Source organism: Pseudomonas sp. NPDC088429 (assembly GCF_044753305.1).
GTDB lineage: Bacteria > Pseudomonadota > Gammaproteobacteria > Pseudomonadales > Pseudomonadaceae > Aquipseudomonas > Aquipseudomonas rustica.
Genome location: NZ_JBIVMX010000154.1, coordinates 1 through 2,294, shown reverse-complemented (window position 1 = coordinate 2,294; position 2,294 = coordinate 1). Strand labels below are relative to the sequence as shown.

The 2,294-nt window shown below is 57.4% G+C and carries 3 protein-coding genes; all 3 read right to left on the bottom strand.

All coding sequences use genetic code 11. From position 1 onward, the window contains the following. On the bottom strand, positions 1-263 hold a 263-nt coding region (locus tag ACIP66_RS28570), incomplete at its 3' end, for a hypothetical protein (RefSeq protein WP_400652638.1). 251 nt (positions 264-514) lie between these two features. Next, positions 515-1,219 carry a succinate dehydrogenase iron-sulfur subunit gene (locus ACIP66_RS28565; RefSeq protein ID WP_053118486.1) on the bottom strand — a complete coding sequence of 235 codons (705 nt, stop codon included), beginning with the start codon at positions 1,217-1,219 and terminating at the stop codon, positions 515-517. 11 nt (positions 1,220-1,230) lie between these two features. Next, positions 1,231-2,294: FAD-binding protein (locus ACIP66_RS28560; RefSeq protein WP_400652635.1), on the bottom strand; the 1,064-nt coding region annotated here is incomplete at its 5' end.

The window sequence follows — 2,294 nt, the reverse complement described above, 5'->3', positions numbered from 1 at the left end:
TCACTGCTCACGCTCCCGGCGGACACCGGTTGGGCGCGGCGCTGGTTCTGTGCCAGCAGCACGAAATGATCGCGAATTGTGGAGTGCGAAACATCAGTGGCAGAGTTGCCGTCGGCGGGCAACTTCTGAAAGTAGGTGCGCCACTCTTCTGGCACAGCGGTAGGGTCGTGCAGGTAGAGCTCATAAAGCTCTTCCACAAAGGCAGCGTTTCCACCTGAAAGGTAGGCGCTGTTCCACATGCGCTGCATCACGCTTTCTTGCATGCTTGGTCACCCTCGGTTAGGGGAACACCATCGGCGACGACACCGAGCAAACTTGCAGAAGTCCGAATGCAGCGACTAAAACAAGCCACCTAGGATCACGCTGATAGTCCGGGTACCAGCCCGGATGCCCCTGCTTGTCTCATTTCTTCAAAATAAGAGCCGCAGCTTGTGGCTACTGCTCTGGTTATAGCCATGACGCGGGTTGAAGCCCGCGCCACAGCCTCTACGGTACAGCGGTTACATCAGCTGAATCACACGCCGCTCGAGAGCAACATGTTACGGATGTGACCGATGGCCTTAGTCGGGTTCAGGCCTTTCGGACATACGTTGACGCAGTTCATGATGCCCCGGCAGCGGAATACGCTGAACGGGTCATCGAGCGAAGCCAGACGCTCGGTGGTCTTGGTGTCACGGCTGTCTGCCAGGAAGCGATAAGCTTGCAGCAGTGCAGCTGGACCCAGGAACTTGTCCGGGTTCCACCAGAAGGACGGGCAAGAGGTCGAGCAGCAAGCGCACAGGATGCACTCGTACAGACCGTCGAGCTTTTCGCGCTCTTCTGGCGACTGCAGACGCTCGATGGCCGGAGCCGGCGTGTCGTTCTGCAGGTAAGGCTTCACCTTCTCGTATTGCTTGTAGAAGATGCTCATATCGACGACCAGGTCACGGATAACCGGCAAACCTGGCAGCGGACGAACGATCAACTTGTTACCTTTTACAACAGCAGACAGCGGCGTGATGCATGCCAGGCCGTTTTTGCCATTGATGTTCATGCCGTCGGAACCACAAACGCCTTCACGGCAAGAGCGACGATAGGAGAAACCTTCGTCCTGCTCTTTGATCAGGGCCAGTACGTCCAGCACCATCAGGTCTTTACCACCGGTATCGACCTGGAATTCCTGCATGAACGGCGCGGCGTCCTGATCAGGGTTGTAACGATATACGCTGACTTGCAACATGGCGGCCACCCTTAATAAGTCCGAATCTTAGGTTCAAAAGTCGGAACAGTCTTCGGCGAGAAGTTCACGGCACGCTTGGTGACGCGCTTGTCACCCGGGAAGTACAGGGTGTGGCACAGCCAGTTTTCGTCGTCACGGTCTTCGAAGTCTTCACGGGCATGAGCACCGCGCGACTCTTTACGAACCTCGGCAGCGATGGCAGTAGCTTCAGCCACTTCCAGCAGGTTTTGCAGTTCCAGCGCTTCGATACGGGCAGTATTGAACGCCTGCGACTTATCGTTGATCTTCACGTTGGCGATGCGGGTACGCAGGTCAGCCAGCTGAGCAATACCTTTCTGCATGTATTCGCCAGTACGGAATACACCGAAATAGTTCTGCATGCAGTTCTGCAGCTCGCGACGCAGGGTTGCCACGTCTTCGCCATCAGTACGGCTGTTCAGCGCGTTCAGACGCGACAGGGCAGCTTCGATGTCGGCTTCGGTAGCGTCGTCGTATTCGATGCCGTCGGTCAGCGCCTTTTCCAGGTGCAGGCCGGCAGCGCGGCCGAATACCACCAGGTCGAGCAGCGAGTTGCCGCCCAGACGGTTGGCACCGTGAACCGATACGCAAGCCACTTCGCCTACAGCGAACAGGCCCGGGATGATCTTGTCGACGCCTTCAGCGTCCTGGGTGATCGCCTGACCATGAATGTTGGTGGCAACGCCGCCCATCATATAGTGGCAAGTCGGAACAACCGGAACCGGCGCAACAACCGGGTCAACGTGTGCGAAAGTCTTCGACAGTTCGCAGATGCCTGGCAGACGGCTGTGCAGTACTTCCTCGCCCAGGTGGTCGAGTTTGAGCAGTACGTGGTCGCCATTCGGGCCGCAACCGTTGCCGGCGATGATTTCTTTAACCATCGAGCGAGCAACAACGTCACGACCGGCAAGGTCTTTGGCGTTCGGAGCATAACGCTCCATGAAACGCTCGCCGTGCTTGTTGATCAGGTATCCACCTTCACCACGGCAACCTTCTGTAACCAGTACACCGGCGCCGGCGATGCCGGTCGGGTGGAACTGCCACATTTCGATGTCTC

Coding starts and splice junctions, on each gene's coding strand:
- ACIP66_RS28565 (WP_053118486.1), bottom strand. CDS start 1,219: ATGTTGCAAGTCAGCGTATATCGTTACAACCCTGATCAGGACGCCGCG.